Origin of the sequence: Hymenobacter gelipurpurascens (assembly GCF_900187375.1) — a bacterium.
GTDB lineage: Bacteria > Bacteroidota > Bacteroidia > Cytophagales > Hymenobacteraceae > Hymenobacter > Hymenobacter gelipurpurascens.
The window spans coordinates 2,471,814-2,496,856 of record NZ_FYEW01000001.1; the positions used below are offsets into that span (position 1 = coordinate 2,471,814).

The window sequence follows — 25,043 nt, forward strand, 5'->3', positions numbered from 1 at the left end:
ATCTGGCGTCCTGCGCTTTGCAGACGTCTGGTGAAGGATGACAGGTGTTTGCCCCTGCTTCCTTCGAAAATTTCTGAACATACTACTTGCTGCATGGAACCTCGTCCTCATTTTAATAAAACGAAAATCGTGGCCACCGTTGGCCCCGCGTCCAATACTTACGAAAAGCTGGGTATGCTCATCCGCGAAGGTGTGGATGTGTTTCGCCTGAACTTCTCGCACGGTAGCCACGAGGACCATCTGTCGGTGATCAACACGGTGCGCCGCCTCAATAAGGACATGCGTACTCACGTAGGCCTGTTGCAGGACCTACAAGGCCCCAAAATTCGCTTGGGCGAGGTAGAAGGCGGCGGCGTAGAAATCAAGGCCGGCGATAAAATCAAGCTGGTATGTGGCGAAAAGGAAATCAGCACGGCCACGCGCCTGAGCACGATTTACCTGGGCCTGGCGCGCGATGTAAAATCGGGTGACATGATCCTGATCGACGACGGCAAGATTGAGTTGCGCGTACTGGCCACCGACCGCGACAAGGAGGTAGATGTGGAGGTCATCTATGGTGGCCTAGTGAAGCCCCGCAAAGGCATCAACCTGCCCGACTCCGATGTATCGGCTCCCTCGATGACGGAGAAAGACATTGAGGATCTAAAGTTTGGCCTAGAGAACGATGTTGACTGGATTGCGCTGTCGTTTGCGCGCCGCGCCGAAGACATTCGCTTCATCAAGAGCCTGATTGCGGAGAGCGGCAAGACTGCCCGCGTTATTGCCAAGATTGAGACGCCCGAAGGCCTCAAGAACCTCGACGAAATCATTGCCCTCAGCGACGCCATCATGGTAGCCCGCGGCGACCTGGGCGTAGAGGTGAAGATGGAAGAAGTGCCAATGGCGCAGAAGCTCATCGTGGAGAAGTGCAACAAGGCCGGCAAGCCCGTTATTGTAGCTACCCAGATGATGGAAAGCATGATTACGGCCCCCCGTCCTACCCGTGCCGAGACCAGCGACGTGGCTAACGCCGTTATTGATGGCGCCGACGCCGTGATGCTGTCCGCAGAGACGGCAGTAGGCGCTTACCCGGCGGAAGTTATCCGCTCCATGGTAGCTACCATCCTGAGCGTAGAAACCCGTATGCCCAGCCTCTTCAACCGCTGGCATTCTATTACGCCGGAGTCTCCTACGTTCATGGTCGATAGCGTGCTGTCAGCAGCCTGCCACTTGGCTAAGAACACGGGTGCCAAAGCCATTACCGGCATGACGCACCGCGGCTACACGGCCTTCCAGATTGCGAAGTATCGCCCTAAGGCTAACATCTTTATTTTCACCGACAACCGTAACCTGCTCACCACACTGAGCCTGATTTGGGGTGTACGTGGCTTCTACTACGACCGCATGATCAGCACCGATGGAACCGTGTCTGACATCAAGTATGCCCTGACGGCCTCCGGTCATCTGCAGAAAGGCGACGTGTTCATCAATACCGCCTCCATGCCGATCAACGAGAAAGGCAAAACCAACATGGTAAAAGTAAGCGTGGCCTAGAGCTTATTAAACCCACAAAAAAGGCCCGCCTGATAACTCAGGCGGGCCTTTTTTGTGGTGTCTGATTCTAAGCAAGAGTATCCTAGGCCACTCTTGCGCGTCATACCCCGCCGTGCTAACGGGAACCCCACCTCGACCTCTCCCCTCGGGAAGAGGGGCTTAGGTTAGCACTACAACGACACTGTTTGCTGATGGCCGAGTAGTATTCTAAGCCCCTCTCCCCGAGGGGAGGGGTTGGGGTGGGGTTCCCGTTAGCCCGCGAAACGTGCGCCGGCACGCTACAGGGCCATAATAAGACCACTAATCTCGCTAGGCCACCTTACACGCGAAAAGGCTCCGCGCAGCAGCGCGGAGCCTTTTACTATAAAGAGCAGAAACGCCAGTTTTGCCGTTTAGGCAGCCAGCGACTTCACGAACTTAGCCAGCTTCGACTTGTTGTTGGCGGCTTTGTTCTTGTGGATGATGTTCTTCTTAGCCAGGCGATCCAGCATCGACGATACTTTCTGCAGCAGCTCCTGTGCAGCCGAAGCGTCGGTGGTTGCACGCAGCTTCTTGATAGCGGTGCGGGTAGATTTAGCCTGGTAACGGTTCAGCACGCGCTTCGCTTCGTTGGAACGGATGCGCTTAAGGGCCGACTTATGATTTGCCATGGGTTAAGAAAAGTGGTCTTCTGCTCGAAATCAATTCAATTGGGTTGGCAAAGGTAAGGTTTTGGTTTGAAATAGCAAACTCCTCGTCACTATAACTGACTGAGAAAGGCCCGAGTGGCCTACGCCTGCCAAGTACTTGGCACAACACGCCGGTTTCCACCCATTTTTCATTCGGCATGCCGAACTTTTTCGTTGAAACAGGGTCTATATAGGCTGATTTTGTGTATCTTCTCAGGCTATTCCGCCGGCATTACTGATGCGCACCTCTAGCCGTTTTCTCCCATGCCACTCGTCGCCGAATCCTCGTATCAACCGCCCTTCTACCTGTTTAACGGACACCTCCAAACCATCGTACCAAGCCTCTGGCGCACCGTGCCGGAAGTACATTACCAGCGCGAACGGGTGGAAACCGACGACGGAGATTTCTTGGACCTGGACTGGTCACGCCTTACGCCAGGGCGTAGCGCCAGTGGCCTAGGCATCGTCTCGCATGGTCTGGAGGGTGATGCCTCTCGCCCTTATGTGCGCGGCATGGTACGCGCCCTCAACCACGCGGGCCTGGATGTACTGGCCTGGAATTACCGTAGCTGCAGTGGGGAGATGAACCGCCTGCTCCGCTCCTACCACCTCGGCGATACCGACGACCTCGATTTTGTGGTGCGCTATGCCTTGGGCACGGGCCATTACCGCCAGGTGTACCTCACGGGCTTTTCAGCCGGCGGCAATGTTACACTGAAGTACCTAGGCGAAAAACCAGAGCGGGTGCCGCAAGAAGTGAAGCGGGCCGCCGTGTTTTCGGTGCCGACCGACTTAAGGGCCAGCTCTTACAAAATCGCCCGGCTCGAGAACCGCATCTACCTCAACCGCTTCCTGAAAACACTGCGGGCAAAAATGCGCCAGAAAGCCGCCCTGATGCCCGGCCAGATTGATATTCATGATTTAGATGAGCTCCTCGACTTTCCACAGTTTGATGAGCGGTTCACGGCACCCATGCACGGCTTTAAATCAGCCGATGACTACTACGAGCACTCCAGCTCCGGGCAATATATAGGCAACATTCAGGTGCCTACGCTGCTCGTGAATGCACAGAATGACCCGTTCCTGTCGCCTTCCTGCTTTCCGCGCGAAGTAGCCGCCAGCAGCCCCTACGTGTTCCTAGAGACGCCTGCCGATGGTGGCCACGTAGGATTTGCGGAGGGCACGCCCGATGGAGCCTATTACTCAGAGCGGCGCGCTGTAGAGTTCCTGATGGCCGAAGTGCCTGCTTAAAGGCAGAAGTAGTAGATATAGGTACAGATTTTTCCTAAAAAAGCCCTTGCTTCCATAATAGAGGCAAGGGCTTTTTTAGGGGGCAGAGTGGCCTAGCGCGGCTTGGCAGAATTCGTCGGGACGAACACTACTTTTTTGGTATCGAAAAACTCCTCCTGGAAGAAGTCTTTCAACTCATATACCGTTGCTTTCAAACCTGACTCTTCGATTTCCTCAGCCAAGTCGCCGCCTTTCAGGTAGTAGAGGCCCGCGGTGGCATCGCCGTTGGGCTTGTAGCGATGCGCAATCCAGGTATGGAAGGTGGCGAGGCGAGCTACGGCGCGGCTCACTACGTAATCGTATTTGGTGCGCAACTGCTCCGCCCTGATTTGCTCGGCCGTGACGTTGGAGAGGCCTAGGTCGCGGGCCATTTCCTGCACGGCATGGATTTTCTTACCGATGCTATCCACCAGATGAAACTTCACCTCCGGGAACAGAATGGCCAGCGGCAGGCCTGGTAGGCCACCTCCCGTCCCCACATCAAGCACCGAAGTGCCGGCCGGAAACTCCACCACCTTCGCAATGCCCAGAGAGTGCAGAAAGTGCCGCTCGGCGAGATTGTCTACGTCGGTGCGGGCCACCAGATTCAGGCGCTCATTCCAACTGCGGAACTCCGTTTCGAGCTGTTGAAACAGGTGGCGCTGGTGGTCGGTGAGGTGGGGGAAGTAGTGGGAGATAATATCCATCGTGGGGCAAAGATAGAAGAGTGAAGTGGTGGCCTACAACAAAGCGTCATCCTAGAGGCAGCAAAAGAACTGGCTTCAGGATGACGGATCTGCCGGGGCTAACAGCAAAAAGCACTGACCTAGGCCAGTGCTTTTCTTCTTCTAGATGATTTCTTTTTTGTTCTTCACCATGTCATAGAGCAACTCGCGGGCGCGGTGCAGCTGGGCTTTCACGGTGCCGAGCGGCGCTTTCAGCTCCTGGGCAATTTCCTCATAGCTCAGCTCATCGAAGTAGCGCAGCGTCACGAGGCGCTGGTACTTTTCGGGCAGCCGCGATACCACGTGCTGCATGATTTCGATCTTCTGGTTTTTGATGGCCGTCTCCTGCGGGTTCAGGTTTTGGTCGCGGAAGTCGATGGTAATTTCGTCGCCGTTGTCGATTTTGATAGCCGAATCAATCGACATCGTTTTGATTTTATTCTTGCGGATAAAATCGATGCAGTTGTTGGTGGCAATGCGGAACAGCCAGGTACTAAAGGCAAACTCCGGATTGAATTTGTGCAGGTTCTTGAATGCCTTCGCGAAAGCCTCAATCGTCAGGTCCTCGGCATCATCGGGGTTGCGCACCATCTTGAGCACCACATGATACACCGGCTTCTTGTAGATCTGCATCAGCTCGGCATACGCCTTCTCATTGCCTTGCTCTACAGCCGCGCGAATGAGTTTGAAGTCGTGCTTTGCTTTAGCGGAAAACTGTTTTTCCTGATTATTTACTTCCATCGGAGAGTACGGTAGAGGAACAGCGAGATTCCCAGAGCGAGATAATAAAAAAAATACACAGCATCAAGGATAGGCAGCCACGCTACGGGCAACCGGTCATCGAGCCGGCGGCCAAGCTGCGCGTACACTACCGTGAGCAAAACGGTGCGTGTGAGCACGGCTATAGCCAAAGATACCCAATCGGGCGGGGAAAATAGCAGGCCGATTGCCGTGCCATAAAAAAGCAGGTTAGCACCTATAAAGATACCAATCCGCATACGGTCTTCCAACCGATATTGACGCCCCGCCGACAAGTGCCGACGCTTTTGTCGCCACCACGCACGCCAGGTCTGGGCCGGCTCGCTCAGCGTATGCGCGCCCGGCTCGCCCACTACCGCTACCCGCGCCCCTTGAGCTACGGCATCCTGCACCAGCAGGTCGTCGTCGCCGCCGAGGCTCCGGATGTGGGAGGCAAAACCCTTAGTAGAGTGAAAGACTTGCCGCGTGTAGGCCAGGTTGCGCCCGACGCCCATATACGGGCTGCCACGCCATGCGAAAGACAAATACTGTGCCCCCGTCAGGAAGGTTTCAAACCGGATGAGCTTATTTAGAAACCCCACCTCTGGCGCATACGCCGAGTATCCCAGCACCATATCGGCCGGCTGGCTGAAGCCACGCTGCATGTACCTGATCCACTGGTTAGTGGCCGGAATACAGTCGGCATCGGTGAAGAGCATTCGGGGGTGGCGGGCCGTTTTTATGCCGAGCGTCAGGGCATATTTTTTTGGTGACAAACCGTCAGGCGTGCTCGTGACAGTGACCAGACGCACGTGCGGGTAGTACTGCGTGAGCTGCTGCATATACAGGAACGTGTCGTCCTCGGAGCGGTCATCTATCAGGATAATCTCGAAGCCGGCCGGGTAGTCCTGCTGCAAAAGCAGTGGCAGCAAACGGCGCAGGTTCTCCAGCTCATTGTGGGCGCACACCAGCACCGAAACGGGCTCCGCATCGGGGGCATCCGATGGCTCCGGCGGGCGGCGGGCAAAGGGCCGAAAGTAGTAGGCCACATAGTAGAGCTGCACCGCTATACTGAGCAGCAACAGGCCTAGGGCCGGAGAAACAGAGAAAGACAAAATGTGGAAAGTGAAGTAGCCCGCAAAAGTAGGCATTCGGAGTACCTTTGCGGGAAGAAGCTAGGAGCTGGAAGCCAGTTGCGGGAAGGTTGTACTTGGTACAGGCTTCGATGCGCTGACTTCTGGCTTCTGGCTTCTGGCTCCTAGCTTCTTCCCGCATGACCTTCGACTTAGTTACCCAAGATCCGCATACCAAAGCCCGGGCCGGCGTGGTGCACACTGACCACGGCACCATTGAAACCCCAATTTTCATGCCCGTGGGCACGGCTGGCACCGTGAAAGCCGTGCAGCAGCGCGACCTCAAAGACGATATTCAGGCCCAGATTATTCTCGGCAACACGTACCACCTGTACCTGCGTCCTGGCCTAGAGGTGCTCAGCAAGGCAGGTGGCCTACACAAGTTCAACGGCTGGGATAAACCAATCCTGACGGACTCGGGCGGGTACCAGGTGTACTCACTCAGCGGTACGCGCAAGATCAAGGAGGAAGGCGTAAAATTCCGCTCTCACATTGATGGCTCACAGCACCTGTTCTCGCCCGAGGGCGTGATGGACATTCAGCGTACCATCGGGGCCGATATCATCATGGCCTTTGATGAGTGCACCCCCTGGCCCTGTGAGTACGACTACGCCTCCCGCTCCCTCGACATGACGCACCGCTGGCTCAAGCGCTGCATCCAGCGCTTCGACAGCACCGAGGGCCACTACGGCTACTCTCAAACTCTCTTCCCGATTGTGCAGGGCTCCACGTTCAAAGACTTGCGTGTGAAGTCGGCGGAGTTTATTGCCGAGCAGGGCCGCGAGGGCAACGCCATCGGGGGCCTGAGCGTGGGCGAACCCGCCGAGATGATGTACGAGATGACGGAAATCGTCTGCGACATTCTGCCCCAGGACAAGCCGCGCTACCTCATGGGCGTAGGCACGCCGGCCAACATCCTCGAAAACATTGCGCTGGGCGTGGATATGTTCGACTGCGTGATGCCCACCCGCAATGCCCGCAACGGCATGCTGTTCACTACGCAGGGCATCATGAACATCAGCAACAAGAAATGGGCCGATGATTTCGAGCCGATTGATGCTGAACTGGGCGGTTATGTAAGCACGTTCTACTCCCGGGCCTACGTGCGCCACCTGTTCCATAGCAAGGAGATGCTGGGCCCCCAGATTGCCTCTATCCATAACCTAAGTTTCTACCTGTGGCTGGTAAAGCAAGCGCGGGAGCAGATTCTGGCTGGCACCTTCCGTGAGTGGAAGGAGAAGATGGTGAAGCAGGTAATGACACGATTGTAGGCCACTTTCCGTTTGTCGTGTTATCCCTTGCACGACGCGTTTTTTCTTCGCCTGCCCGCGCTACGTATCCATGCTAAAGCTCCTCGATAAATATATTCTGAAGAAGTTTCTCACCGCGTTCTTCTTCACGGTGGTGTTGCTGGTGTCAGTTATCTGCGTGATTGACTTCACGGAGAAAAACGACGACTTCATTCAGCACGATCTGGGGGCGTGGCAGATTATCTCGGAGTACTACGTGAACCTGTTTCCGTACTTCGCCAACCTGCTCTCCCCCATCACGGTATTTATTGCGGTGGTATTCGTGACGGCGCAGCTCGCGTCGCGCACAGAGGTAGTGGCCATGCTGGCGTCGGGCATTAGCTTCAAGCGGTTTTTGCTGCCCTACGTGATGGGTAGCGCCATTCTAGGCCTGCTCACGATGGCCATGACGGGCTGGCTGATTCCGATTGCCAACAAAACCCGCGTGCAGTTCGAGAAGGCCTACATCAAGAACCCCTACCGTTTCAGTGGGCGCAACGTGCACATCCGCATCGGCCCCGACTCCTATGCTTTCATGGAGAGCTACGACAACGTGAACAACGTGGGCTACAAGTTTGCGCTGGAAACCGTAGATGGCACCTTGCTCAAGCGTCGCCTCACGGCCGAAGCTATCAGCTGGGACTCTACCAAACGCGCCTGGAAGCTCACGCCGCAGCTGCTGCGAACCTTCAATGGCGAAAAGGAAACCCTCAAAAGCCTGCCCGCCCGCGACACCACACTCAACCTCTACCCCAAGGATTTCGCCAGCACTTACCGCCTCGCCGAAACCCTGACACTGCCTGAACTCAACCGCTACATTCAGCAGAAAATCGACCGCGGCGCCGACGATACGCAGCTCTATCTCAGCGAGAAATATGAGCGCTACGCCTATCCCTACGCCATGTTTATCCTCACGGTGATTGGGGTAATTATGAGCGCGCGCAAAAGCCGTGCGGGTGTGGGTGGGCAGATTGCGCTCGGCTTTGTGCTGGCTTTCGTGTTCATCATCTTCGTGATTCTGAGCCGCAATCTGGCCTCCGTGGGTACCTTGCCGCCGCTGCTGGCCGCCTGGGTTCCCAGCATCGTGTTTACCTGTATCGGCCTGATACTCTACCGCGTCGTTCCTCAATAAAGGTGAAAATCTGAAGTGGTGAGTTTGCTGTTCTCTTCTGACCGCCCTTCTAAAAGCATATCATCCTGAGCTTGCGAAGGATCTTATCACGGCCGCACGAGTAGTTCTAGGCCAGTTGTTCTTGCCTGATAAGATCCTTCGCAAGCTCAGGATGACGTGTTTTTTCACCAACTCACCATTCCACCACTCCCCTCTATGCTAAAAGACTACCTCCGTTTGCATTTCATTGTGTTGCTCTGGGGCTTCACGGCCATTTTGGGCAAGCTCATTTCGGTGCCGCCGGTGGAGTTGGTTTTCTGGCGGACGCTGCTGGCCTCGGCAGGTATGGCTTTGCTGCTGGCAGCGCGGCGCCAGGAGTGGCGCATTTCGGGCGTAGAGGTGGCCAAGCTCTTAGGTGTGGGGGCCATGGTAGCGGTGCACTGGATTACCTTTTTCCTGGCGGCGCGCCTGTCGTCCGTGAGCGTGTGCCTGGCCGGCATGGCCACCCTGGCCCTCTGGACCTCGTTGCTGGAGCCGTTGCTGCTCTGGCGGCGGATACGCTTTTATGAGGTAGGCCTAGGCCTGCTCACGATGGTAGGCCTGTACCTGGTATCGCAGGCCGAGCTAGACCAGATGGCGGGCCTCCTGGTAGCCATCCTGTCGGCGGGCTTGTCGGCGCTGTTCAGCGTGCTGAACTCGACGCTGGTGAAGCGCCACCCCCCGCTGCGGCTCACATTTTATGAGATGAGCGGCGCCTGCCTAAGCATCGCGCTGTTCTTCCCGATCTATAGCCGTTATTTCACCAATGGCAGTGGCCTACAACTGGCGCTCCATGGTTTCGACTGGCTGTGGCTGCTACTGCTGGCGGGCGGCTGCACGGTGTATGCTTTCTCTACTTCGGTAGAGCTCATGAAACGCCTCTCGGCTTTTGTTATCAACCTGACCATCAACCTAGAGCCGGTATATGGCATTTTGCTGGCCGTATTGATCTTCGGTTCTCAGGAAAAAATGTCAACTGGCTTCTATCTAGGCACCGTGGTAATCCTATTCAGTGTACTCATCCATCCAGTTATCGACCAGTGGAATAAGCGCCGCCTGCGCAAGCCGGAGCCCGTGGAAGCCGTTATTTGATCATCAGATGAGGCTACAGTCGGCCGTCCCAAACCTTGTACTCTGCGGGCAGCGCGAGTTTAGGCGGCACTTCCTGGCCTGGGAACAGCCCATACACCGCCGAGCCAGATCCTGATAAACTGGCATAAGCTGCGCCAGCCGCATACAGCGCTTGCTTGATTTCACCGAGCACAGGATAAATGGGTGTCAGGGCCTCCTCAAAATCATTGCTGACCGTATCACGCCAGGTTTCCAAAGGTTGAGCCAGGGCAGTGCGCAAGTCGTGACGCGGCGGGCGGGCCGTCACGCGGCTGTAGGCCTCTGCCGTGCTGATGTGTAGGCCAGGGTACACCACCTTGCAGGCCACACCCGTTAAATCCAAGCTGATATCCTCAAACACGTCGCCTTTCTCGTAAGCGAAAACAGGTTGGTTGCGGATAAAAAAGGCACAGTCGGAACCTAGGCGCCGTGCGTAGGCCTGCAGAGCATCCGTAGAAAGTGCCAGCTTGAATAAGTCGTTGAGGGCCCGCAGCGCGAAAGCGGCATCACCGGAGCCACCGCCTAGGCCTGCCCCGATAGGCACCAATTTGTGCAGGTGCATCTGCACGGGCGGCAGGTTGAAATCGGCCTTCAATAGCTCGTAGGCGCGTAAGCAGAGGTTGGTAGCCGGTTCGCCAGGAATTGGAATGCCGGTGAGGGCCAGGCTGGTTTCGGCGGCGGGAAGCACCTCCAGCGCATCGGTCCAGGGCAGCGGCACAAACACCGATTCGAGGTTGCGGAAGCCATCGGGCCGCTGCCCGGTGATGTAGAGGCCCAGATTGAGCTTGGCGTTGGGGAAAACGAGCATACGGCAAAGCTAGCGCTCTGGCGCAATCTGCACCATGTGTACTTCTGAACCCCTAGCTTTGTCTTGCATGATTTCCGCCCCATCTGCTTCCTGGTACGCCCGCTACGGCAAGCGCCTGCTCGATGTGGCTCTGGCCGCGCCGCTGCTGGTGCTGGCCCTGCCGCTGTTGCTGCCGGTAGCGCTGGCGCTGGCCGGGCAGAACCACGGAGCCTGGCTGTTTCGGCAGCGCCGGCCTGGCCTACACGGCCGCAGCTTCGTGCTGGTTAAGCTCCAAACCATGACCTCCCAACGGGACGCGCTAGGCCACCTCCTGCCCGACGCCGACCGCCTGACGCGCCTGGGCCGCTGGGTGCGCGCCACGTCTTTGGATGAGCTGCCCCAACTTTGGAACGTGCTGCGCGGCGACATTAGCTTGGTAGGTCCTAGGCCACTCTTGGAGCAGTATCTACCGCTTTACTCGCCTGAGCAGGCGCGCCGCCACGAGGTACGGCCGGGCATTACGGGCTGGGCTCAGGTAAATGGGCGCAACGCCATTTCCTGGGAGCAGAAGTTTGCCCTGGATGTGTGGTACGTGGACCATCTCAGTTTTCTCCTCGATTTGCGTATTCTGTGGCTTACCGCTGCCCGCGTATTTAGTGCCGCTGGCGTTACGGCACCCGGCCAGGCCACTACCACGGCCTTCACCGGCTCGCCTTCGGGCACTGATCATTCTCCCTTGCTATGACGACGACTTCCGCATCAGAATCGACTGTACCTCTATCCGCTAGTCCCCTGCCGCAGCTGGTTATTCTGGGAGCCGGGGGCCTGGGCCGGGAGGTGTTGGTGCTGGCTCGCCAGATAAATGAGGTGCAGCCTACGTGGGAAATCAAAGGATTCTACGACGACCAGTCACCAGTCGCACCTACCATTCATGGCCTACCCTACCTTGGCACTTCCGCTGATCTGAATGCTATTCAAGAGCCGCTGCAGGTAGTAATAGCTGTGGGTAACGGACAGAGCCGCGCCAAACTGGTCAATAAACTCACTTCTCCCTTAATCACCTATGCCACACTGGTGCACCCTGGCGTCGCCTGCCGGCCGTATCAGCAGTTGCAGATTGGGGCCGGCTGCATTATCGGGCAGGGCTGTATTCTTACCTGTGATATTCGGCTAGGCCACCACGTACTGCTTAACCTGGGCTGTACCATTGGGCATGATGCCGTGCTGGAGGATTTCTGCTCCCTGATGCCTCACGCCAATGTGGGCGGTGAAGCGCATCTGGAAACGGGCGTGTACCTGGGCACAAATGCCACCATCATAAACCAGGTACGTGTAGGAGCGCGCACTATTATTGGGGCCGGAGCCGTAGCCGTACGTGATGTCCCTGCCGATTGCACAGCGGTAGGTGTGCCGGCCCAGGTGATTAAACGACACGCTTTTTAGGCGCTTTTCGCCTGCTGGCTTTTGCCAGTTGCCAGCCAGTTTCCGATATTTTACGGCAAACACACTCGCCACACACGCTCAGTGTCTGATATTTCTATCTTGCGGAGCTTGTCCCTTCTAGTCGGTTCGCAGCGTCCCGCTTACTCCCACCTATGCGCAGTCAGGATTACGACCGAATTTTTCTTTCCCCGCCCCATTTGGGCCGCCACGAACTAAACTACCTGCACAAAGCCATTGAAGACAACTGGGTAGCGCCGGCTGGCCCAAACCTGGATGGCTTTGAGCGCGACATCTGCGAGTTTACCGGTGCCCCACACTGTGTGGCTCTCACCTCGGGCACGGCCGCCATTCATCTGGGCCTACGGCTACTGGGCGTGGGCCCCGGCGATGAGGTGCTGTGCCCCTCGTTCACGTTTGTAGCCACGGCCAATCCCATTCTGTATTTGGGTGCCACGCCGGTTTTTGTAGATAGCGAGGCCGATACCTGGAACATCTGCCCAGAGCGCCTGCGCGAAGCCATTGAAGACCGAATGCGCCAAGGTCGCAAGCCCAAAGCGCTTATCCTGGTACACCTCTACGGCATGCCGGCCAAGCTCTCTGAAATTGTGGCACTGGCCGCTGAGTACACTATTCCGGTTCTGGAAGATGCCGCCGAAGCCCTAGGCTCGCGCTTCGATGGCCGCCCGCTAGGCACTTTTACCCAGGTTGGCGTATTTTCTTTCAACGGCAATAAAATCCTGACCACAAGTGGTGGTGGCGCCCTCGTCACCAACGACAAGCAGTGGGCACAACGCACCCGTTTCTGGGCTACGCAGGCCAAGGATGAGGCACCCTACTACCAGCATTCCGATATGGGGTACAATTACCGCCTCAGCAATCTGCTGGCAGGAATTGGCCGAGGCCAGATGGAGTTGCTGGAAGACCGGGTAAAAAAGCGTCGGGAAATATACCTCTGGTATAAGAACAACCTCCAGGATATACCTGGCCTGATACTTAGCCAGACGGAACCGACCGGCAGCCGCTCCAACCGTTGGCTTACTACCGTGCTGCTCGACCCCGCGCAAACCAGCACAACGCCCGAAGAACTACGCCTGCACTTAGAGACGCACAATGTAGAAAGCCGCCCCCTATGGAAGCCGCTGCACTTGCAGCCGCTGTATGCAACGGCTCCCATGTACGGCGGTCCTGTCTGCGAACAACTGTTTGCCCAGGGCCTTTGCCTGCCTTCTGGCTCATCTCTGAGCGAAGCTGACTTGCACCGAATAGCCAGCGCCATCCGAGAAGCAGTACAGCCATTGCCCAGCTAGAATCGGCACAAGGTTGTTGACGGCAGTATATAAAGTTCCTTTGAGGGTACTAGCCGCACAAACCATACAGTTTGCAGTACAAAATTAATAGCACAGGTATATAATCAGCCTAGTTTTCCAGCGCTTGCCGTAGGTCTTCCAGCAGTTCTTCCACCGGCTCAATCCCAACGGACAGGCGAATAAGGCCTACCGTGATGCCTAGGCCTTCCTGCTGCTCTGGTGTAAGGTAGCGGTGCGAGGTGCCCAACGGATAGGACTGAGAAGAATCGACTCCCGCCAATGAAGGCGCAAACGGGAAGCGCTGACAACGCTGCATAAACCGGTTGACTACAGCGGTATCATCAGCCAGCAGAAACGACATCATTCCCCCAAACAGGCCTATACCTTGCGCTTGAGCCAATGCATGCTGCGGATGCGTAGCTAGGCCAGGGTAGTATACCGCCCGCACAGCCGGATGTCCTTCCAGAAACTCGGCAATAGCCAGCGCATTGCGGCTGTGTTCGCGCATCCTGATTCGCAGCGTCTTGAGGCCCCGCACAGCCAGCCAGCTTTCCATGGGGCTCAACGTCAGGCCATAGATAACACCGATTTGCTTGAGCCGGGCCGCTGTTTCTGCCTCGGCGGCCACTACTACGCCCGCCGTGACATCGGAGTGGCCGGAAATATACTTCGTGACACTGTGCAGCGTAATATCAGCTCCTAGGCCTATCGGTTTAGTGAGTATGGGCGAGGCAAACGTGTTATCCACTACCAGCTTCAGGCCGTGACTATGGCACTCCGTCGCCAGCCGGCGCAGGTCGGCAACGCGCAGCAGCGGGTTGCTGAGCGTTTCGGCCAGCAGCAGGCGCGTGGTGGGCTGCACATACTGGCCTAGATCATAGAGTTGCTCAAATGGGACGTAAGTTACCGTGATGCCCATGCGGCTCAGCTCAGAGTTCAGCAAGCTGGAGGAGCCCCCATAGATATCAGCGGCACACAGCACATGGTCGCCGGCTTGGCAAAAGGCCAGCAAAGCCGCAAAAATGGCTGCCATACCAGAGCCGGTGGCAATGGCTCCTGCCCCGCCTTCTAATCGGTTTACCGCTTCGGCCAACTCATCGGAGTTGGGGTTGCCGTTCCGTGAGTAGAGGTACCGGCTCCCCGGCTCCCCGAAGTACTGTTCCAACTCATTCAGGTCCTCGAACTTAAAGACGGAGGTTTGGTAAATCGGGGTGATTTTGGGGTGGATTTCCATATAAGAGGGGATGCAAAAGCGGCAGGAAGGGTGGGAAGTGGCCTAGGCCAGTAGATGATGTTATGTAGGCCAGTCTGGAGTGGAAAACAAAAAAGCCTTTCCCGCAAAGGAAAGGCTTTTTAGCATTGTATGTGGCCTAGATTACACCGAAGCGCCTTCAGCCAGCACGATAACATTGTTGCGAAGCACCTCCACTACGCCGCCCTCAATACGGAACGACTCGCGGCCGGCGCTACCATTCACCACTACGTCGCCAGCTTTCAGGGCCGAGATAAGTGGAGCATGGTTGTTCAGAACTTCAAACAGTCCATCGGTACCCGGAAACTGAGCCGACGAAACCTCGCCTGCAAATACTTTCCGGTCCGGCGTGATGATTTCCAGATGCATATTGGTTGTCAGTTTTTAGTTGATAGCTGCCAGTTGTAGAATAAATTCTGGCAACTGACAACTAAAAACAGTCAACTAAAATTACTTGGCTTCGGCCATCAGCTTCTCCCCTTTGGCTACGGCATCTTCGATGTTACCAACCAAGTTGAAAGCCGCCTCGGGCAGGTGGTCGTACTTGCCGTCAATGATTTCGTTGAAGCCTTTGATGGTGTCTTTGATATCAACGAGTACACCTTTTAAACCGGTGAACTGCTCTGCCACGAAGAAGGGCTGCGACAGGAAGCGCTGCACGCGGCGGGCGCGGCTTACTACCTGCTTGTCCTCCTCGGAGAGTTCGTCCATACCCAAGATGGCAATGATGTCCTGCAGTTCTTTGTAGCGCTGTAGAATCTCCTTCACGCGCTGAGCGGTGTTGTAGTGCTCTTCGCCTAGAACGGCAGCATCCAGGATGCGCGAGGTAGAATCTAGCGGGTCAACGGCGGGATAGATACCCAGCTCGGCGATTTTACGGCTCAATACCGTAGTAGCGTCCAAGTGAGCGAAGGTGTTAGCCGGAGCCGGGTCAGTCAAGTCATCAGCAGGTACATATACTGCCTGTACCGACGTGATAGAACCACGCTTGGTAGAGGTAATACGCTCCTGCATGGCACCCATTTCAGTAGCCAGCGTGGGCTGGTAACCTACAGCCGAAGGCATCCGGCCCAACAGAGCCGATACTTCCGAACCCGCCTGCGTGAAGCGGAAAATGTTGTCGATGAAGAACAGGATGTCGCGGCCAGCGCCGGTGCCATCACCATCCCGGAAGCTCTCGGCAATCGTCAGACCCGACAGGGCTACACGAGCACGGGCTCCGGGGGGCTCATTCATTTGACCGAACACGAGGGTAGCCTGAGATTTTTCCATCTCATTCATGTCCACCTTGCTCAGGTCCCAGCCGCCTTCTTCCATCGAGTGCTTGAACTCCTCGCCATAGCGAATGATGTTAGCCTCAATGAATTCACGCAGCAAGTCGTTGCCTTCGCGGGTACGCTCGCCTACGCCAGCAAATACCGACAGGCCCGAGTAGGCCTTGGCTACGTTGTTGATGAGTTCCTGAATCAGTACGGTTTTGCCTACACCGGCACCACCGAACAAACCAATTTTGCCGCCCTTTACATACGGAGCGAGCAAGTCAATTACTTTGATGCCGGTGAAGAATACTTCCGAAGAAGTAGCCAGTTCTTCGAAAGCAGGAGCCTGACGGTGAATCGGCAGACGCGTAGTGCTCGTGGGCTGCGGGATGCCATCAATGGCCTGGCCAATTACATTGAACAGACGGCCTTTGATGCTGTCGCCGGTGGGCATAGAGATAGGCGCGCCCAGGTCGGTTACGATAGCACCGCGGGTCAGACCCTCGGTCGAGTCCATGGCGATGGTGCGCACGCGGTCCTCGCCAAGGTGTTGCTGGCATTCGAGAACCACCACCTGGCCGTTGTCCTTGGTAACTTGGAGGGCGTCGAGGATGTTGGGAAGCTTAGAGCTTTCACCCGCGAAGCTTACGTCCACGACGGGACCAATAACCTGGGTGATTTTGCCGGTATTCGCCATTGCGTTCTTATATAAGGGATGGGGTGCAACGTTTGAGGCCGCAAAACTACGGCTTAATCCCGGCATTGCCAAAGCCACGCAGCAGCCACGGCCATCAACTTTTTTTTCCTTCTCTGAAGAACTGAAAATCAGCGCCAAAAGGCCTTTTTCGACCCTTTTCACGGAAACTCTGACAAAAAATATTTGCCGGAATATTTGCCTTGAATAAAAGCCGTAGTACATTTGCACACCCAAACGGCACAACTGCACCGGTTACCGCGAGGGAAATTGTCCGATGGTGTAACTGGCAACACGCTTGATTTTGATTCAAGAAAGTCCAGGTTCGAGCCCTGGTCGGACAACCGACAACCCAACGCGAAAGGCGCTGATTCTTCCTCCCCGGAAGAGTCGGCGCCTTTCGCTTTTTCAGTTTCTGCCATTCCAGACGGCTAGAGTGGCCTAGGTCGCTTGCCCGTCCGGAATGGCAGCTTTTTTTCCTCCTCTTTCTTCCTACCCCATGTCACAGCAGGTAAAAATATTCGCGGGAAATGCTTCCCACGAACTGGGTGAACAGATTGCCGCCGCCTATGGCACCCAGCTGGGCGACCTGAGCATCCAGCGCTTCGCCGATACGGAGCTCGGCCCCAGTTTCAACGAGAGCGTGCGCGGCTGCGCGGTGTTCCTGATTCAGAGCACCAATCCGCCGGCCGAAAACCTGATGGAGCTGGCCCTGATGGTAGACGCCGCCAAGCGCGCTTCTGCTTACAAGGTGAATATCGTGATGCCCTATATGGGCTACGCCCGTCAGGACCGTAAGGACAAGCCACGCGTGAGCATTGGGGCTAAAGTAGTGGCCAACATGATCCAGAGCGTGGGCGCTGACCGCCTGATGACCTGCGACCTGCACGCCGGCCAGATCCAAGGCTTCTACGATATTCCGGTAGACCACCTCGACGGGGCCACCGTCACGGCGCCTTATATCAAGAGCCTGAACCTGGATAACCTCATCTTCGCCTCGCCCGACGTGGGCGGCGTGGTACGCACCCGTGCCTTCGCCAAGAAGTTCGGGGCTGAAATTGTGGTGTGCGACAAAATGCGCCTGCGGGCTAACGAAATTGCCTCTATGCAGGTAATTGGCGACGTGACGGGCATGAACGTGGTGCTAGTGGATGACATCGTGGATACGGCTGGCACCATTTGCAAAGCGGCTGAGCTATTGATGGAGCGCGGGGCCAAATCGGTACGCGCTGTTATCACCCACGGCGTGCTCTCCGGCCCGGCCCACGAGCGGATTCGCAACTCGGCTCTGGAGGAACTGGTAATTACTGATACGCTGCCCCTGAAAGAGCAGAACCCTAAAATCCGGGTCATTTCCCTGGCCAACCTGTTTGCGCAGGCCATCCACAACGTGGTGTCACACGAGTCCATCAGCTCGCTGTTTATCTAGGCCACTTCTAGGCCAGTCATTGCGAGGAGGCACGACGAAGCAATCTTTCCTTGACGAGGCGCCAAAACACTCTGATTTCAAAAGCCCTTGCGTCCGGAATGGAAGTAAGGGCTTTTGAATCAGTCAATGGCTTGCGCTCCCAGAAGGAAAGATTGCTTCGCTCCGCTCGCAATGACAATCCACTTTCTATTCCCAAACAATCCGCTTATCTTTGCGGCCCGTTTGCCTGCTTTGGGTAGACATTATTTTCCTCAAAAGCACACTTTTATGAAAAGCCTCGAGATTGTAGGGTTTAAAAGAGCGAATCTCGGTAAGAAGGATTCGAAGGCACTGCGCCTGGATTCGTATGTACCTTGCGTATTGTACGGCGGCACTGAGCAGATTCACTTCTCCGTACCGGCTATCCTTTTCCGCGAACTGTTGTACACGCCTGAAGTTCACATCGTTGAGTTGAACATTGAAGGTGACATCCGTCGCGCTATCGTGCAGGACTCTCAGTTCCACCCCGTGAACGAAATGCTGCTGCACGTTGACTTCTTGGAGCTGGAAGACGGCAAGGAAGTGAAAATGGAAGTGCCCGTGAAGTACGTAGGCGTTTCGCCAGGCGTTCTGGCTGGTGGCAAGCTCGTGAGCAAGCTGCGTAAGCTGAAAGTGAAGGCTACTCCTGAGAACCTGCCCGATTCTGTTGAAGTAGACATCTCGGACCTGGAGCTGGGTAAATCAGTGAAGGTGAGCAAGGTTGAGCCAAAAGGCTACACCATTCTCACCAACTCAATGGCTCCCATTGCTACTGTAGCCATCCCACGTGCCCTCAAAGGCCAGATGCAGGCCGACAAATAGATCACGGATTAAGACGGATTGGTCAGATTACACGGATTTCGTGCCTGATTCAGTCCGCCTACCGAAAGAGCCGTCCTGCTTGCAGGGCGGCTCTTTTTTGTGGCCTTACTGGCCTAGGCCACTCCCCGATACTTCATCGGAGGTAAAATACCTGCCAGCAAGCCAATCTGTGCAATCCAAATACGCTGTCTAAATCCTGATTTTATGAAGTTTCTTGTTCTGTGCCTGGGCAACATCGGGCCGGAGTACGCTGATACGCGGCATAACGTGGGCTTTATGGTGGGCGACTACTTGGCCAAAAAGCACGAGGCAGCCCCCTGGGCGCTGGGTCGCCACGCTTTCACAACCGAAATCAGGCACAAAGGCCACACCTTCGTGCTGGTGAAGCCAACCACTTATATGAATCTGAGTGGCAAGGCCGCCGCGCATTGGCTGAGCACGCTCAAACTCACCAAAGAGCAGATGCTGGTAGTAACCGACGATTTGGCCCTGCCCTTCGGTAAGTTGCGCCTCAAGGGCAAAGGCTCGGCCGGTGGGCAGAATGGCCTAAAACATATCCAGGAAACGATTGGCTCAGATGAATACGCCCGCCTGCGCTTCGGCATCGACTCCAGCTTCTCGAAGGGCCGGCAGGTAGATTACGTGCTAAGCCCTTTCTCAGCCGATGAAAATATCGACCTGGATGGTCGTCTGGAAAAAGCTGCTGAGGCGGTTTTACTGTTCGGCACCGTAGGCCTAGAGCGCGCCATGAACGTGGTGAACGTAAAGTAGGAAGTGGCCTAGGCAACTGGATACAAGCAGCCCGTCATCCTGAGCGCAGCGAAGGACATTATCACGTAAGAACGATTGACGTAACAACGTCTTGTTCTTGCGTGATAAGGTCCTTCGCTGCGCTCAGGATGACGGGCTGTTTTCTAGTACAGATTTTCTTGTTCAAGAATGGCCTAGGCCACTCCAGAGCCGGGGCGTACGGGACTGCTGGGCTGCATGAGACTCAGGACGCCGTCAGCGTTTTCGGCCATCAGGAGCATGCCTTGGCTTTGGATGCCTTTGATTTCGCGGGGCGCCAGGTTGAGTAGCACCTGCACCTGCTGGCCTACGAGAGCTTCGGGCAGGAAGTGCTCAGCAATACCGGAAACGATGGTGCGCGCCTCATCGAAACCCAGGTCCACGCTGAGCTTGAGGAGCTTCTTGGTTTTGGCCACCTTCTCGGCGGCTACGATGGTACCGATGCGCAGGTCCATGGTCTGGAACTCCTCGAAGCTAACGTCCTCCTTAGCGGGGGCTGCTACGGCGGCGGCCAGCTCGTTGGCTTTCTTGGTGTCGAGGAGCTTCTGCACCTGGGCTTCCACAGTAGAGTCTTCGATTTTGGTGAAGAGCAGCGCGGCTTCGCCGAGTTGGTGGCCAGCAGCCAGCGCGTCGGGGCGACCGGCGCTAAGCCAGGTACCGGGCTCCAGATTCAGCATGTGGCCTAGCTTCACGGCCGAGTACGGCAGGAAAGGCTCCATCAGCGTTACGAGGCTGGCAGCCAGCTGCAGGGCCACGTGCAGCACGGTGCCAGTGCGCGCCTCGTCAGTTTTGATGAGCTTCCAGGGCTCAGTATCGGCGAGGTACTTGTTGCCGAGGCGAGTCAGGTTCATCAGTTCATTGAGGGCGTCGCGGAAGCGGTAGGCCTCTATCAGGTCGCCTACTCGCTGCGGGAATCCCTGGAGCTGGCTTAGCACGTCTTCGTCCTCGGTGGTGAAGCCTACCGCGGCAGGTACTTTGCCCCCGAAAAACTTATGCGTGAGCACCAGTGCCCGGTTAACGAAGTTGCCGAGGTTGGCTACCAGCTCATTGTTGTTGCGGGCCTGGAAGTCCTTCCAGGTGAAGTCGTTGTCCTTGGTTTCGGGGGCGTTGGCGCAGAGTACATAGCGCAGCACATCGGCCTGGCCGGGGAAATCCTGCAGATACTCGTGCAGCCACACGGCCCAGTTGCGGCTGGTGCTGATCTTGTCGCCTTCCAGGTTCAGGAACTCGTTGGCAGGCACGTTATCGGGCAAGATATAGTCGCCGTGGGCCTTTAGCATCGTGGGGAAGATGATGCAATGGAACACAATGTTGTCTTTGCCGATGAAGTGCACCAGCTTGGTGCCGCTGTCTTTCCAGTAGGTTTCCCATGTATCGGGCAGCAGGTCTTTGGTGGCCGAGATGTAGCCGATGGGCGCATCAAACCACACGTAGAGCACCTTGCCTTCGGCGCCGGGCACCGGAACAGGCACGCCCCAATCCAGGTCGCGGGTTACGGCGCGGGGGTGCAGGCCTTGGTCGATCCAGGACTTGCACTGGCCGTACACGTTGGTTTTCCAGTCCTGCTTGTGGCCTTCCACAATCCACTCGCGCAGCCAGGGCTCGTACTGATCGAGGGGCAGATACCAGTGCTTGGTTTCGCGCAACACGGGCTGGTTGCCGGAGAGCATGGAGCGCGGGTTGATGAGCTCTGTGGGGCTCAGCGAGGAGCCGCATTTCTCGCACTGGTCGCCGTAAGCATTTTCATTGCCACAGTTCGGACAGGTGCCCACGATGTAGCGGTCGGCCAGGAACTGGTCGGCCTTCTCATCATAGTACTGCTGCGAAGTCTGTTCGATGAACTTGCCTTCCTCGTAGAGTTTCTTGAAGAAGCCGCTGGCTACCTCGGCGTGCGTTTTGGAGGACGTGCGGGAGTAAATATCAAACGACACACCAAAATCCTGGAACGAGTCGCGGATGATGGCGTGGTACTTATCGACTACTTGCTGGGGCGTGACGCCCTCTTTCTGGGCCCGGATGGTGATGGGCACGCCGTGCTCATCGGAGCCGCAGATGAATTTCACATCACGCTGCTGGGCGCGTAGGTAGCGCACATAAATATCGGCGGGCAGGTATACGCCGGCCAGGTGGCCGATGTGGACGGGGCCATTCGCGTACGGCAACGCGGCCGTGACGGTATAGCGTTGGGGAAGGCTGGACATACAGAAGAATTCGGAAATTCAGGAAGCGGACAGCTCACTGGAGGCGAGCAATCCAAGCGCAAAGGAACGAGTAAAAAAGAGGAAAGGTGCGGTGCACGCACGCATAAACAACGGAGTCTAGAAATCCCACTATATTTAAACAGACACCTACAGGGTTTCTCCGTATTAATTAGACCTGAACAGTACTTTCCTATCCATAGCTCTTCACGTCATGAAAAAAAGCAATCAGGAATCTGGCTCCAAAAAGGCCAAAAAGGAGAAAAATCCGGCCGACAAAGCGCAACGCAAGGCAGCCAAAGCGGCTCAGGCAGCAGCCAGCACGCTGACGGAGGCACACAACGGCAAAAAATCCAACCAGAAGAAAGCGCTGAAAACAGCCGCCAAGCAACTCCAGAAAGAGTTGGACGGGCGCATGAAGGAGATGGTGAAGCGCATCCGGGAAGAAACGAAAGCCAAGCTGAAAGAGGTAGTGAAGGAGGCCACGCGCCGCCTCGACTCTGATACGGAGCGCTTGTTCGAACAGGCATTGCACTCCATCGTACAGAACCACGAAAACGGCACTCCAGGCGCTTCGGACAGCATTTCGCCCGACTCAGAGGCTACCGTGATTGTGGCAGCTGCGCCGGCCCGGTCTAGGCCAGTATCCCGGCCTGCCGCCGCACCAAAGGCTCCAGTAGCGCCCCGTTCCCGACCTGCCGCAGCCACTCCGGCAGTTAAACGGCCTACGGCGGCTGCCACCTCCGCTCCTGCTCGCAATCGTTCGTCGGCCAGCCGCCGGCCTGCGGCCCCGCAAGCCCCGAGCAATAACGGTACGGCCACGCCTTCGTCCGACAACAACAACCAGTAGGCCAGTAGCGCTTGCCCACGCATCACACGGCCCGTTGCCTTTGCAGGCGGCGGGCCGTGTTGCGTACCATACCAGAGTGGCCTAGCTCCGGCCGCCACATCGTCCTGTATCGTTGCGTTTCTTTGCTACTCGTTACTTACTCCTATCCTCATGGCTCAACGCTACTGGCTTATAGCAAAAGTGCTTGTTCTCGTCGCCTTCGGGCAGCTACGCGCACCTGCCGTAATGGCCCAAGCCGCTTCTCCTGATTCGGCTGTAGCCGCCAAGCCCTTAACCTTCTACGGGTTTGTAGATGGCTATTATGGCTATGATTTCAAGCACGTTGATACCAACAACCGGCCAAGTTTTCTGTACTCGCACAACCGGCAAAACGAGTTTGCGGTGAATAATGCCATCCTGGGGTTGCGCTATAATGATGGGAACGTCCGTGGGGCGCTAGGCCTGCACGCGGGCACTTATGTAGCTGCTAACTACGCTAACGAAGACCCAGCCCTCCGCCATCTGTATGAGGCCTACGCGGGCTTTCGGCCGCTCCGGAAGGCCTGGCTCGATGTAGGCATCTTCACCTCACACATTGGGTTTGAGTCGGCCATCAGCAAAGACAACTGGACCTTGACCCGCTCGCTGTCCGCCGAGAACTCGCCGTATTATGAAACTGGCGCCCGGCTCATTTATGAGGTTGCGCCTCAGCTCACGCTTACGGCGTTGGTGCTGAACGGCTGGCAAAACATCCGCGAAAACAACCAGGGTAAGGCACTGGGCACCCAAATTCAATGGAAACCCACCGATAAGCTCCTAATAAATAGCAGCACATTCTACGGCAATGATCAGCTACAGGACGTGCCCAAACGCCGCCGCTACTTCCACGATTTCTACGTGACCTATGCCGTTACGGACCACTGGAGTGTAGCAGGCGTATTTGATGTGGGCAAGCAGGAGCAAGCCACGCGCGGTAGCCGCCCCGATACCTGGCACACGGGAGCAGCATTCGTGCGCTACCAGCCAACGCCTCAATGGGCCATTGCAGGCCGGGCAGAATATTACTACGCCAAGCATGGCGTCATCATCAACGCGGTTACGCCCGCCATGATAGATGCTGATTTCAATACCAAAGCCGCTTCACTGACCATCGATTACCTGCCGACAAGCCACGTAACTGCCCGTCTGGAAGGGCGTACGTTCTACTCGCGCAGCGCCTTTCTACTCGACCGCAACAACCAACCCACCAACAACTACGGTAACCTCACTTCCAGTATCGCTATTTCCTTCTGATTCGGCCGGCTTGGGGTATTTCTGCTGGTCTTTGCTAAGGAGTGGGAACGCGCACCGTATCTACCGGGGCTCCGTTGAGGCGACGCAGGCGGGTTTCGGGCGTAGTGGTGTTGTTGTCGTTGGTGTTGAGGCTCTCGGGGCGCTTGCGGGAGTTGATGCCGCTGGCCTGCTCACGGAGCGGCACCCGGCCGGGCGTGGCGTCGGGCACAGCACCGCCGTAGCCCGCGCCGCTATTGTAGGCCGCCTGGCGGTCGGCATCCGTCCGGATGGCCGTGGGCACACGAGCGGGCCGCTCCTCGGCGCCTTCCTGCGAGGCCGTGCAGGCAGAAAACAGGCCTAGCAGCGGCAAAAGCACAACTAACGGGTGATATAGAACGCGGGGTCTCATCAGGAGCCAACTAGCAAGAGCCAGCCCGACAGTAGGCTGGCTCTTGCTACAACGCACCGAAGCTATTGGAAGTTGACAAAAAGCCCTGGTTACATGGAAGCCAGTTCCGACTGGCCTAGCGCTTGGCGAATTCCATCCCAGAGGCTTACACGGGCCTGCATGCAGTGCGCGGCTACTTCGCGGCTCTCCTGCCAGCGCTGCGCATCATCACCACATAGCTCGCGCACCATTTGCTGAGCCAGCGGCGTGTGCACTTCCTCATCCAGCTGAATGTGACGGTTGAGATAATACGTGAACGTATCGAGCTGACCTGGAAAGCGGCGCCCCAAGTCGCCTACTAAATGGCGGAACATATCGGGAATCACGTCTTCGCGGCCGAAGGTGAAGGCTGCGGCCACAGCGTGCGGCTTGCCCGACTCGATAATGCGGAACGTATCCAGCACAAACTCCCGAACCGAGGCGGGAGCCTGCGCCTGCTCCAGCGCCTGGCCTACAGAAGCGCCCTGGGCCAGTGCAGCCAGCAAGGCTTCAATGGGAGCGGTATTGGCGCCGCACTCGCGCATGGAGCGCAGGTACAGCTCGAAATGGCTGGCGGGCCGGCCCTCAGAGTCAACGTCGGTTTCCTCTTCCAGCACAATATCATTGATGAGGCGGCGGGTGGCGGGGTTGCCGCGCGGCACCCACGGCACCTCTACGCACGTCAGTTCCCGCTGCAAGGCCTTCAGCAACGACATGAAATCCCAGACGGCAAACACGTGGTGCTCCATAAACACGCGCAAATCGGCCAGGGAGTGCAGCGCCTGATACACGCCGTGTGCCACGAGCTGCTCACGCGCTGGCGCCAGCGCCTGCTGCAACTCAACTATAGGATCAGATTGAACTTGGGTTGACATAAGCAAAAGAGAAAAGTATGGTTGAGC

General features: G+C 56.7%; 24 protein-coding genes and 1 tRNA gene. 14 read left to right on the forward strand and 11 right to left on the reverse strand.

Translation table 11 applies throughout. The annotated features are described in order from the left end of the window. Positions 1 to 93: 93 nt before the first annotated feature. Positions 94 to 1,533, forward strand: coding sequence for a pyruvate kinase (pyk, locus tag CFT68_RS10455; protein WP_088843361.1), 1,440 nt, complete (start codon positions 94 to 96; stop codon positions 1,531 to 1,533). 392 nt (positions 1,534 to 1,925) lie between these two features. Here pyk and rpsT read toward each other — a convergent pair whose 3' ends face one another. Continuing rightward, complete coding sequence (gene rpsT / locus CFT68_RS10460; RefSeq protein WP_088843362.1) at positions 1,926 to 2,183, reverse strand: 30S ribosomal protein S20; 258 nt, start codon at positions 2,181 to 2,183, stop codon at positions 1,926 to 1,928. 282 nt (positions 2,184 to 2,465) lie between these two features. Here rpsT and CFT68_RS10465 point away from each other — a divergent pair, with 282 nt between their 5' ends. Next, a complete protein-coding gene (locus CFT68_RS10465; RefSeq protein WP_088843363.1) occupies positions 2,466 to 3,452 on the forward strand; it encodes a YheT family hydrolase in 987 nt (328 codons plus the stop codon). A 92-nt stretch (positions 3,453 to 3,544) separates the two neighbouring features. Here the strand turns inward: CFT68_RS10465 and rsmG are convergent, their stop codons facing one another. The 3 genes from rsmG to CFT68_RS10480 all read right to left on the reverse strand — a co-directional run bounded on the left by rsmG (position 3,545) and on the right by CFT68_RS10480 (position 6,048). Then, positions 3,545 to 4,177, reverse strand: coding sequence for a 16S rRNA (guanine(527)-N(7))-methyltransferase RsmG (gene rsmG / locus CFT68_RS10470; protein ID WP_088843364.1), 633 nt, complete (start codon positions 4,175 to 4,177; stop codon positions 3,545 to 3,547). A gap of 141 nt (positions 4,178 to 4,318) precedes the next feature. Continuing rightward, positions 4,319 to 4,936 (reverse strand): RNA polymerase sigma factor, encoded by a 618-nt coding sequence (locus CFT68_RS10475; RefSeq protein ID WP_088843365.1) that lies wholly within the window; start codon positions 4,934 to 4,936, stop codon positions 4,319 to 4,321. Further along, on the reverse strand, positions 4,927 to 6,048 hold the full coding sequence (locus tag CFT68_RS10480; RefSeq protein ID WP_170934763.1) for a glycosyltransferase: 1,122 nt from the start codon (positions 6,046 to 6,048) through the stop codon (positions 4,927 to 4,929). The genes CFT68_RS10475 and CFT68_RS10480 overlap by 10 nt, the downstream gene beginning before the upstream one ends. 158 nt (positions 6,049 to 6,206) lie before the next feature. Here CFT68_RS10480 and tgt point away from each other — a divergent pair, with 158 nt between their 5' ends. From tgt to CFT68_RS10495, 3 genes are all read left to right on the forward strand, one after another. Continuing rightward, a complete protein-coding gene (gene tgt / locus CFT68_RS10485) occupies positions 6,207 to 7,337 on the forward strand; it encodes a tRNA guanosine(34) transglycosylase Tgt (RefSeq protein ID WP_088843367.1) in 1,131 nt (376 codons plus the stop codon). Positions 7,338 to 7,407: 70 nt separating this feature from the next. Beyond that, entirely contained in the window at positions 7,408 to 8,487 is a 1,080-nt protein-coding gene (locus CFT68_RS10490; protein ID WP_088843368.1) for an LptF/LptG family permease, read from the forward strand. Positions 8,488 to 8,682: 195 nt separating this feature from the next. Then, on the forward strand, positions 8,683 to 9,597 hold the full coding sequence (locus CFT68_RS10495) for a DMT family transporter (RefSeq protein ID WP_088843369.1): 915 nt from the start codon (positions 8,683 to 8,685) through the stop codon (positions 9,595 to 9,597). A gap of 13 nt (positions 9,598 to 9,610) precedes the next feature. On the opposite strand, the gene ispE is transcribed toward CFT68_RS10495, so the two are convergent. After that, positions 9,611 to 10,423 carry a 4-(cytidine 5'-diphospho)-2-C-methyl-D-erythritol kinase gene (gene ispE, locus CFT68_RS10500; protein WP_088843370.1) on the reverse strand — a complete coding sequence of 271 codons (813 nt, stop codon included), beginning with the start codon at positions 10,421 to 10,423 and terminating at the stop codon, positions 9,611 to 9,613. A 67-nt stretch (positions 10,424 to 10,490) separates the two neighbouring features. Between ispE and CFT68_RS10505 the strand changes: the two genes are divergently transcribed. The 3 genes from CFT68_RS10505 (at position 10,491) to CFT68_RS10515 (ending at position 13,152) form a co-directional block, all read left to right on the forward strand. Continuing rightward, complete coding sequence (locus CFT68_RS10505) at positions 10,491 to 11,147, forward strand: sugar transferase (protein WP_088843371.1); 657 nt, start codon at positions 10,491 to 10,493, stop codon at positions 11,145 to 11,147. Next, complete coding sequence (locus CFT68_RS10510) at positions 11,144 to 11,845, forward strand: acetyltransferase (protein WP_088843372.1); 702 nt, start codon at positions 11,144 to 11,146, stop codon at positions 11,843 to 11,845. The genes CFT68_RS10505 and CFT68_RS10510 overlap by 4 nt, the downstream gene beginning before the upstream one ends. Positions 11,846 to 11,997: 152 nt before the next feature. Further along, positions 11,998 to 13,152: a DegT/DnrJ/EryC1/StrS family aminotransferase gene (locus tag CFT68_RS10515; RefSeq protein ID WP_088843373.1), complete on the forward strand. Its 1,155-nt coding sequence runs from the start codon at positions 11,998 to 12,000 to the stop codon at positions 13,150 to 13,152. A gap of 109 nt (positions 13,153 to 13,261) precedes the next feature. Here the strand turns inward: CFT68_RS10515 and CFT68_RS10520 are convergent, their stop codons facing one another. The 3 genes from CFT68_RS10520 to atpD form a co-directional block, all read right to left on the reverse strand. Then, entirely contained in the window at positions 13,262 to 14,386 is a 1,125-nt protein-coding gene (locus tag CFT68_RS10520; protein ID WP_088843374.1) for a trans-sulfuration enzyme family protein, read from the reverse strand. A 141-nt stretch (positions 14,387 to 14,527) separates the two neighbouring features. Then, a complete protein-coding gene (gene atpC / locus CFT68_RS10525) occupies positions 14,528 to 14,773 on the reverse strand; it encodes an ATP synthase F1 subunit epsilon (protein ID WP_088843375.1) in 246 nt (81 codons plus the stop codon). 81 nt (positions 14,774 to 14,854) lie between these two features. Continuing rightward, on the reverse strand, positions 14,855 to 16,360 hold the full coding sequence (gene atpD, locus CFT68_RS10530) for a F0F1 ATP synthase subunit beta (protein ID WP_088843376.1): 1,506 nt from the start codon (positions 16,358 to 16,360) through the stop codon (positions 14,855 to 14,857). Positions 16,361 to 16,628: 268 nt separating this feature from the next. Here atpD and CFT68_RS10535 point away from each other — a divergent pair. From CFT68_RS10535 to pth, 4 genes are all read left to right on the forward strand, one after another. Further along, a tRNA-Gln gene (locus CFT68_RS10535) sits at positions 16,629 to 16,701 on the forward strand. 155 nt (positions 16,702 to 16,856) lie between these two features. Continuing rightward, on the forward strand, positions 16,857 to 17,786 hold the full coding sequence (locus CFT68_RS10540) for a ribose-phosphate pyrophosphokinase (protein WP_088843377.1): 930 nt from the start codon (positions 16,857 to 16,859) through the stop codon (positions 17,784 to 17,786). 267 nt (positions 17,787 to 18,053) lie between these two features. Next, positions 18,054 to 18,626 (forward strand): 50S ribosomal protein L25/general stress protein Ctc, encoded by a 573-nt coding sequence (locus CFT68_RS10545; protein ID WP_088843378.1) that lies wholly within the window; start codon positions 18,054 to 18,056, stop codon positions 18,624 to 18,626. A gap of 204 nt (positions 18,627 to 18,830) precedes the next feature. Next, entirely contained in the window at positions 18,831 to 19,397 is a 567-nt protein-coding gene (gene pth, locus CFT68_RS10550) for an aminoacyl-tRNA hydrolase (RefSeq protein ID WP_088843379.1), read from the forward strand. Between the two features lie 173 nt (positions 19,398 to 19,570). Here pth and metG read toward each other — a convergent pair whose 3' ends face one another. Beyond that, a complete protein-coding gene (gene metG / locus CFT68_RS10555) occupies positions 19,571 to 21,616 on the reverse strand; it encodes a methionine--tRNA ligase (protein WP_088843380.1) in 2,046 nt (681 codons plus the stop codon). A gap of 211 nt (positions 21,617 to 21,827) precedes the next feature. On the opposite strand from metG, the gene CFT68_RS10560 reads away from it, so the two are divergent. Further along, positions 21,828 to 22,463 carry a hypothetical protein gene (locus CFT68_RS10560; RefSeq protein ID WP_088843381.1) on the forward strand — a complete coding sequence of 212 codons (636 nt, stop codon included), beginning with the start codon at positions 21,828 to 21,830 and terminating at the stop codon, positions 22,461 to 22,463. 150 nt (positions 22,464 to 22,613) lie between these two features. After that, positions 22,614 to 23,735 carry a porin gene (locus CFT68_RS10565; RefSeq protein ID WP_088843382.1) on the forward strand — a complete coding sequence of 374 codons (1,122 nt, stop codon included), beginning with the start codon at positions 22,614 to 22,616 and terminating at the stop codon, positions 23,733 to 23,735. 34 nt (positions 23,736 to 23,769) lie between these two features. On the opposite strand, the gene CFT68_RS10570 is transcribed toward CFT68_RS10565, so the two are convergent. Both CFT68_RS10570 and CFT68_RS10575 read right to left on the reverse strand, forming a co-directional pair. Then, positions 23,770 to 24,123, reverse strand: a complete 354-nt coding sequence (locus tag CFT68_RS10570; protein ID WP_141106515.1) for a hypothetical protein — start codon at positions 24,121 to 24,123, stop codon at positions 23,770 to 23,772. Positions 24,124 to 24,212: 89 nt separating this feature from the next. Then, complete coding sequence (locus tag CFT68_RS10575) at positions 24,213 to 25,016, reverse strand: DUF3050 domain-containing protein (protein ID WP_088843384.1); 804 nt, start codon at positions 25,014 to 25,016, stop codon at positions 24,213 to 24,215. Positions 25,017 to 25,043 lie beyond the last annotated feature (27 nt).

Excerpts from the sequence above, each read along its gene's own strand:
- pyk (WP_088843361.1), top strand. The coding sequence starts at position 94 with ATGGAACCTCGTCCTCATTTTAATAAAACGAAAATCGTGGCCACCGTT.
- rpsT (WP_088843362.1), bottom strand. The coding sequence starts at position 2,183 with ATGGCAAATCATAAGTCGGCCCTTAAGCGCATCCGTTCCAACGAAGCG.
- CFT68_RS10465 (WP_088843363.1), top strand. The coding sequence starts at position 2,466 with ATGCCACTCGTCGCCGAATCCTCGTATCAACCGCCCTTCTACCTGTTT.
- rsmG (WP_088843364.1), bottom strand. The coding sequence starts at position 4,177 with ATGGATATTATCTCCCACTACTTCCCCCACCTCACCGACCACCAGCGC.
- CFT68_RS10475 (WP_088843365.1), bottom strand. The coding sequence starts at position 4,936 with ATGGAAGTAAATAATCAGGAAAAACAGTTTTCCGCTAAAGCAAAGCAC.
- tgt (WP_088843367.1), top strand. The coding sequence starts at position 6,207 with ATGACCTTCGACTTAGTTACCCAAGATCCGCATACCAAAGCCCGGGCC.
- CFT68_RS10490 (WP_088843368.1), top strand. The coding sequence starts at position 7,408 with ATGCTAAAGCTCCTCGATAAATATATTCTGAAGAAGTTTCTCACCGCG.
- CFT68_RS10495 (WP_088843369.1), top strand. The coding sequence starts at position 8,683 with ATGCTAAAAGACTACCTCCGTTTGCATTTCATTGTGTTGCTCTGGGGC.
- ispE (WP_088843370.1), bottom strand. The coding sequence starts at position 10,423 with ATGCTCGTTTTCCCCAACGCCAAGCTCAATCTGGGCCTCTACATCACC.
- CFT68_RS10505 (WP_088843371.1), top strand. The coding sequence starts at position 10,491 with ATGATTTCCGCCCCATCTGCTTCCTGGTACGCCCGCTACGGCAAGCGC.
- CFT68_RS10510 (WP_088843372.1), top strand. The coding sequence starts at position 11,144 with ATGACGACGACTTCCGCATCAGAATCGACTGTACCTCTATCCGCTAGT.
- CFT68_RS10515 (WP_088843373.1), top strand. The coding sequence starts at position 11,998 with ATGCGCAGTCAGGATTACGACCGAATTTTTCTTTCCCCGCCCCATTTG.
- CFT68_RS10520 (WP_088843374.1), bottom strand. The coding sequence starts at position 14,386 with ATGGAAATCCACCCCAAAATCACCCCGATTTACCAAACCTCCGTCTTT.
- atpC (WP_088843375.1), bottom strand. The coding sequence starts at position 14,773 with ATGCATCTGGAAATCATCACGCCGGACCGGAAAGTATTTGCAGGCGAG.
- atpD (WP_088843376.1), bottom strand. The coding sequence starts at position 16,360 with ATGGCGAATACCGGCAAAATCACCCAGGTTATTGGTCCCGTCGTGGAC.
- CFT68_RS10540 (WP_088843377.1), top strand. The coding sequence starts at position 16,857 with ATGTCACAGCAGGTAAAAATATTCGCGGGAAATGCTTCCCACGAACTG.
- CFT68_RS10545 (WP_088843378.1), top strand. The coding sequence starts at position 18,054 with ATGAAAAGCCTCGAGATTGTAGGGTTTAAAAGAGCGAATCTCGGTAAG.
- pth (WP_088843379.1), top strand. The coding sequence starts at position 18,831 with ATGAAGTTTCTTGTTCTGTGCCTGGGCAACATCGGGCCGGAGTACGCT.
- metG (WP_088843380.1), bottom strand. The coding sequence starts at position 21,616 with ATGTCCAGCCTTCCCCAACGCTATACCGTCACGGCCGCGTTGCCGTAC.
- CFT68_RS10560 (WP_088843381.1), top strand. The coding sequence starts at position 21,828 with ATGAAAAAAAGCAATCAGGAATCTGGCTCCAAAAAGGCCAAAAAGGAG.
- CFT68_RS10565 (WP_088843382.1), top strand. The coding sequence starts at position 22,614 with ATGGCTCAACGCTACTGGCTTATAGCAAAAGTGCTTGTTCTCGTCGCC.
- CFT68_RS10570 (WP_141106515.1), bottom strand. The coding sequence starts at position 24,123 with ATGAGACCCCGCGTTCTATATCACCCGTTAGTTGTGCTTTTGCCGCTG.
- CFT68_RS10575 (WP_088843384.1), bottom strand. The coding sequence starts at position 25,016 with ATGTCAACCCAAGTTCAATCTGATCCTATAGTTGAGTTGCAGCAGGCG.